Raw genomic sequence first — 6,644 nt, forward strand, 5'->3', positions numbered from 1 at the left:
AATTAAAAAAGTAGTTACTAGAAATTATTAAAATCAAGTAACTACTTTTCATATAAATAAAACTTTTATTTATTATCTAAACTTAAAATAATAGTATCATTTGATACTTCATCTATATCAGTTTTAAAGTCTATGTTTTCAAACTGATCTGAGTTAGTAACAACCATAATAACTACATCATCAAGATTATTATCTTTTATTAATGTTCTACTAAAGCTTATTAACTTATCTCCTTTGCTGACTTTATCTCCTTCTTTTACAAAAATATCAAAGCCAAGCCCCTTCATTGATACAGTATTTATTCCTACATGTATTAGTATCTCCATATTATTAGATGTTTTTATTCCAATGGCATGCTTGGTTTCTTGCATTACTGAAACAATTTCACCATCACATGGAGATAATACTATCTCTTCATGTGGATAAATACCTACCCCTTCACCTAGGATTTTTGCTGAAAAAACACCATCATTTACCTTTTCAATGGGTACAATTTTTCCAGATATACAAGAAGTAATAACCTCTTGTTTCTTTTTCTTTTTAAATATTGGAAACATATAATTCTCCTCTTTAGTTATATATATTATAAGTCTTGTCCATTAGATTTTATAACATTTTTATACCAGAAGAAACTATCCTTTTTGATTCTTCTTAAATCCTTAAAATCATGATCTTCTCTATTTATATATACAAATCCATAACGTTTTTTGAACCCTTGATGAGAACTTAGTAAGTCTATTACTGACCATGGGCAATACCCCATAAGCTCAACACCATCTTCAATTCCTTTTGCACAAGCATCTATATGATCTCTTAAATAGTCGATTCTATAATCATCATGCACTCTTTCATCTTCTGTTAAAATATCAGCTGTTCCAAGACCATTTTCTGTTATTATAAGTGGTAAATGATATCTGTTGTAGTAATCATTTAGAGCAATTCTCATACCAACAGGATCTATCTGAGCTCCATACTCTGTAGCTTTTAGATTTGGATTTTTTTCTATTTTGAAGTACCCGTATAAATCGTAATCTATTTCATTATTACCACGGCTACCTCTTGGATTTTCCTCAGTAGCATCAATATATCTAGCACATAATGTACGATAGTAGTTGAATGCTATAAAGTCCATTTTAGCTTTTTTTAGAACTTCCTTATCTTCTTCAGGCATATAAGGTACTATATCAAGCTCTCTTAAGTAATTCATATAGTAAGCTGGATATTCTCCATTAAAATGCATATCTAATAAATAATTTGTTTTGAAATTATCATTTAATTTAGCTGCCCATACATCTTCTGGTTTGTTTGAGTATGGATAAGTTACTGTCGAAGATATTGATGGTCCTATTTTTCCATCTTCTATCATTTCATGACAAGCATTAGTTGCAAGAGCATGAGCTAAACACATATGATAATCCATTTTTGCTCTCATTCTCTCTACTTCATAAGCATCGTCCACATAAATGTTCATACGCTCTTTTACACGTATCATTAAGTTTTGTTCATTATGTGGTTGCCAGTATTTAACTCTATCTCCGAAATTTTCGAAACATATTTTTGCATATCTTTCAAAAGCAAAAGCACAGTCTCTACTTTCCCATCCGTTGTATTTTTCAACTAAAGTATAAGGTAAGTCAAAGTGATATAGTGTAACGAAAGGAGTTATATTGCATTCTATAAGATAGTCTATAACTTTATTATAAAAATCTATTCCTGCTTGATTTATTTGCCCATCACCATCAGGTATTATTCTTGCCCATGATAGTGAAAACCTATAAGTTTTTAGACCTAATTCTTTCATTAAATCTATATCTTCTTTCCAATGATGATAAAAATCACTGGCTACCTTACTATCTGCTTGTATGGCTGATTTTTTAAACGAATTAAAATCAGCAACAGTTTTTCCTTTTCCATCTTCATCCCAAGCACCTTCTATTTGAAATGCTGATGAAGATGCTCCCCATAAAAAAGCCTTTGGAAATATATTAGCCATATTTTCTCCTCCTAATGTCATTTTATAATTATACAGCTATCTCTTCTTGTATAACTACTTCTTCTTTTATGTCTTCAAATCCTAATATATAAGTAAGTGCTGCTGAGCCAAAGAATGCTATGGCGATACCTATTAAGTAAGAAGCAAATCCCATAACTCCGGCCTGTGCATATACTGGAATAGTAAGTAGACCTTGGTTTGCAAATGCTATACCATAAGCACCCCCATAACCCATAACTCCACCACCTATGGCACCACATATTACTGCATATATCATAGGCTTTTTAAGTCTTAAATTAGCACCATAAATCGCTGGTTCTGTTATTCCAAATAAAGCAGTTATACTTCCTGATAAAGCAACTGTTTTTAATGATTTATTCTTTGATTTTAAAAATACCCCCATAGCAGCTCCTGCTTGAGCAAAGTTTGCTGCCCCCGCAAATGCTAATAAGTTTTGACGTCCAGTCATTGCTACATCATTTATAGCTATTGGTATGATAGCTTTATGTGCTCCAAATATAACAAGTACACACCAAAGTCCACCTATAAATGCACCACAAAGTATTGGGCTGAAACTCATAAGTTGTTGATATACAAAGTTTACTCCATTACCTATGTAAATCCCTATTGGACCAAATAATAAAAGTGTTGCTGGAACCATTATTAATAATATAAATGTTGGAACCATTATAGTTTTTATTACTTCTGGTACTACTTTATTTAAAAATCTTTCTACGTATGATAATACCCAAACTGCAATTATTATTGGAATTACTGATGATGTATAAGTCGCTTTCGTAATAGCCATACCAAATAATGAAATTACTCTTTCTTCCCCCATTAATGCTACTATGGCTGGATAACAAAGTGTTGCTCCTAGAACCATTGATATAATTTCACTCGCCTTAAACACCTTTGCCGATGTGTAAGCTAGTATTATTGGGAAGAAATAGAATACTGCATCTGATGCTGCATTAAATATTATATAAGTATCATTAGTTTTAATATCTACGCCATGTTTATTCATATAGTACATAGATAAAACCGCAAGTATACCTTTTATCATTCCTGATCCAGCCAGTGCAGGTACTACTGGTGCAAATATTTTTGACATTGTTGATAATGCTTTATTAAATAAAATACCTATTTTATTCTTTGAAGTGTTTTCTTTTTTGTTTGCTGGTAATTCTTTTGTTTTTTTAGTAGTTTTCAACTCTGATAATTTAGACTCTTTTTCCATTAGTTCTACTAATTCCTTATAAACCTTATCTACTGTACTTCCAATTACTACTTGTAATTGTTCCATACTTTCTTGTACTGCTAGTACTCCTTCAATTTTTTGAAGCTTTTCCTTATTTACTTTTTCATTATCTATTAGTGTGAACCTTAGTCTTGTATAGCAATGTATTACTTCTTTGATATTTTCTACATCACCAACATTAACTAAGATTTCCTTAGCCATTTTGTTGAAATTCATAGATGTCCTCCTAATTTATATGTTTTTCAGTCTGCTAAACTGTTATTTCCTTATTACCCATATATAGTCTTAAATAATCAATTCTTTAATTTCTAATAAATTTAGCTTTTATTTTTTTCAAATTTTAGCCATAAAAAAGTAGTTACTAAATTTGCTTATCTAGTAACTACTATTAGAATAATTGTTTCATTTCTAAATATTAATATTATCAATTTTTATTTAATAATGAGTTTCCAATGACCTTCTATAATATATTCATAACCACTTATCTCAAACTTCGGCTTCACATTTTCTTTCTTGTCTTTATTTGAATATTCTAAAGTAATTTCTTTATATGTTCCATCTTCTGATAATTCTTGACTACTTCCAGACAAGTTCATAGGATTATATGTACTTATCATTCCTTTTATTAGATCAACAAAAGATAAATCAGGCTCGACATTTACTCCCTTTATCTTTATGGATGAATTTTTATTATCTGGATAATCCAAAGTTAATTTATAATTATTTTCTTCTTCTCCCTTTACCCTTTTTACACTTTTTATTAATACTTTACAACTTTCTTTAGTTAGATAGTTATTTTTATCTTCTATATCTATAAGTTTATTAATACTTTTTTCTTCATTAATTTCTAATACAGGCAAAGTAACTTTCTCACCTTTTAAATCATTTGAACAAACATTTAGTCCTTTTATCTCTATGGTAAATGGTTTTTGTAAATTTTCTATATTAAACTTAAGTTTACTTCCATCATAGTACTCTAATCCTTCTGCTTTTACTTTTTTACCATTTACATCAGTTAAAAATATGTTTACTTTGTTATTTTCAAAATCATAATCTCCAAAGCTATCTACTTCAAAATCCATATTTTCTTTAGTTGAAATTGCTATTAAATCTACATATAGTGTATTGTTTTCTTCTTTTGTCATAGCACTTATAGTCACATTGTTATTTGTTGCATTAGGCAAATTTTTATTATACTCTTCTATAGATGTGGCTTCACTTAGTTTTAACTGGAAGTCAATTTTACTTTCTTTTCCTAATTTATCTTTGATTATTACAATATATTCAACTTTATCGCCTTCTTTATATTCACAGGGTCTTCCAATACTTAAAGTCCATTCACTTCCCATATCATTCCATTCTTCATAGTCAGCTTCTAATATATCTTTTCCATTTATTCTTACTTCTCTTTTTATATACTCATAATTTACATTACGTCCTTCTTCTTCTGCATCAAATCTTTCTTCTTGCGGATTCAAAATAAAGCTATTTAATGTTATTTCTCCATCCTTAACCTTTTTAGTTATCGGCTTACTTAGAGTATAAATAGGCGTTTCACTTTTTATTATTTTCCCACTTGAGGGCTCATATTTATGTAGATTATTTGCTATTGCTATAACTACCGTTGTTCCAATTAATACAACTAGTACTATGGAAGCTATAAATCGTGATAAACTTTTAATTTTATACTTCTTAATATTTTGATTTTCTATTTTTTTATAGGTTTTTTCTCTTATTTTTTCCATATCTTTAGAACTTAAATTTTCTTCTTCCCCAATATTCTCAAAGTCAAAATCTAACTCATCTAAATTTTCCATATTATCAATTAAATTATATATCTCTTTATCAAAATTATTTTTATCCTTCATTTATCTCCCCTCCTTCTAAAACACTTTTTATTTTCAACCTGCATCTATACAACCTATTTTCCACAGAGGATCTAGTAGTTTTGTATTTGTCAGCTATTTCATCTATTTTGTAATACATAAAATATCTTAAATAAAAGTAGGTTTTATCTGGTTCTTTAAAGTTATTTATAATTTTTATAATTTCTAAGTTACATTCTTTGTCAATTACAATATCTTCAGTAGTAATTGTGTTTGATATATTATCTTGTAAAGTTTCAACTGGAAGATGTTTTTTATCAAGTTTTCTCTTATAGTCCAATGCTTTGTACTTTGTTTTCATAAATATAAAACTACTGAATTCCCCACGTTTTTCATCATATTGCTCAATATCATTCCATACTGCAAAAAATACATCGCTGACGCATTCTTCAACTTCTTCTTTTCCATATATTCCAATGATCTTGTTTACTAAAAAATATACTTTTTTACTGTAAGTATTAATTATATAATCAAGACCCTTAGTATCTTTCTTTCGAATCTTCTTAATCATCCTTTTCTCCATAATCATCTCCCTCTCTGATTTACACTATATACTACGTTATTTTTTATAACTATCTCTCAAAAAAACTTATTTTTATAAACAAAATTAAATTACATACAAAAAGGATGAACTCTATTTAAGCTCATCCCTTTTATGCTATCTATTTCTATATAAATCCTATTAATAAACTGCCAACTGTTATTAATATAAGTATAATTGTAATTATCTTTCCCATAGGATGAGCCATATTCATACCCCATCCCATACCTAACCTTTTTTCCACCATAAGTTTTGGATCTTCTTTATTATAATAAATAAAACCATAAATCCATTTTTCATCATCACTTTCAACAGTATACATATTTCTACTCTTAGGCTTTATCCCACTCAACATTAAGTAGTAATAAATTACAGGCACTACTATAAAAATTGGTACTATACATGAACCTAAAGTCAACCACATCGGCATATTTTTTTCTTGAACCATAAATATAGGTATGGTAGTCGTAATAGATTGCATACTAAGAGTTAAAGCAAAAAAAGAATAGCCTATACCATTTAAATATTTTATAGCCTTTTTTCTATTTACTTCTAAATTATTCTCATCTATATAAGTGTTTCCTGCAATACTTCCTACACCTATAACAGAAAATAATAAAACCATAGATATATCTATAACATTTATAAGAAATACGTTTAATATATTTTTTTTAGAATAAGCATCTGGTCTACCTCCAGAACCCCAGTGTGTAATTATTATATCTGGCATGGTTTTGTAATTTATCAAAACATATAAAAATGATATAAGTGATAACCCTATACATATACCAAATAATATTTTAAACTTCTTGATTAGTTTTTTCTTTTGCTCTGAAAGAATTTCATCTTCCCTTATAATCAATCCTTCATGTAGTTTCCCTTCACATTCATTATTACATGACTGTAAATTTGATAAATAAGTATTTTTAATATATTTAACCTTTTTATATTCTATTGTTAAAA

General features: G+C 28.4%; 6 protein-coding genes. All 6 read right to left on the reverse strand.

The genetic code is table 11. The annotated features are described in order from the left end of the window. Positions 1 to 65: 65 nt before the first annotated feature. Positions 66 to 557, reverse strand: a complete 492-nt coding sequence (locus tag NSA58_RS13660; RefSeq protein WP_039678066.1) for a PTS sugar transporter subunit IIA — start codon at positions 555 to 557, stop codon at positions 66 to 68. A gap of 26 nt (positions 558 to 583) precedes the next feature. Next, positions 584 to 1,993 carry a glycoside hydrolase family 1 protein gene (locus NSA58_RS13665; protein ID WP_257560579.1) on the reverse strand — a complete coding sequence of 470 codons (1,410 nt, stop codon included), beginning with the start codon at positions 1,991 to 1,993 and terminating at the stop codon, positions 584 to 586. 28 nt (positions 1,994 to 2,021) lie between these two features. Beyond that, positions 2,022 to 3,470, reverse strand: a complete 1,449-nt coding sequence (locus tag NSA58_RS13670; protein WP_052232798.1) for a PTS transporter subunit EIIC — start codon at positions 3,468 to 3,470, stop codon at positions 2,022 to 2,024. A gap of 215 nt (positions 3,471 to 3,685) precedes the next feature. Continuing rightward, a complete protein-coding gene (locus tag NSA58_RS13675; RefSeq protein ID WP_257560580.1) occupies positions 3,686 to 5,122 on the reverse strand; it encodes a hypothetical protein in 1,437 nt (478 codons plus the stop codon). After that, positions 5,112 to 5,663: a sigma-70 family RNA polymerase sigma factor gene (locus NSA58_RS13680; RefSeq protein WP_052232799.1), complete on the reverse strand. Its 552-nt coding sequence runs from the start codon at positions 5,661 to 5,663 to the stop codon at positions 5,112 to 5,114. The genes NSA58_RS13675 and NSA58_RS13680 overlap by 11 nt, the downstream gene beginning before the upstream one ends. 145 nt (positions 5,664 to 5,808) lie before the next feature. Continuing rightward, on the reverse strand, positions 5,809 to 6,644 hold an 836-nt coding region (locus tag NSA58_RS13685; RefSeq protein WP_257560581.1), incomplete at its 5' end, for a DUF5808 domain-containing protein.

Origin of the sequence: Terrisporobacter muris (genome assembly GCF_024621905.1) — a bacterium.
GTDB classification, from domain to species: domain Bacteria; phylum Bacillota; class Clostridia; order Peptostreptococcales; family Peptostreptococcaceae; genus Terrisporobacter; species Terrisporobacter muris.

Bases quoted from the DNA above. Each gene is read 5' to 3' on its own strand.
- NSA58_RS13660 (WP_039678066.1), bottom strand. From the start codon at position 557: ATGTTTCCAATATTTAAAAAGAAAAAGAAACAAGAGGTTATTACTTCT.
- NSA58_RS13665 (WP_257560579.1), bottom strand. From the start codon at position 1,993: ATGGCTAATATATTTCCAAAGGCTTTTTTATGGGGAGCATCTTCATCA.
- NSA58_RS13670 (WP_052232798.1), bottom strand. From the start codon at position 3,470: ATGAATTTCAACAAAATGGCTAAGGAAATCTTAGTTAATGTTGGTGAT.
- NSA58_RS13675 (WP_257560580.1), bottom strand. From the start codon at position 5,122: ATGAAGGATAAAAATAATTTTGATAAAGAGATATATAATTTAATTGAT.
- NSA58_RS13680 (WP_052232799.1), bottom strand. From the start codon at position 5,663: ATGGAGAAAAGGATGATTAAGAAGATTCGAAAGAAAGATACTAAGGGT.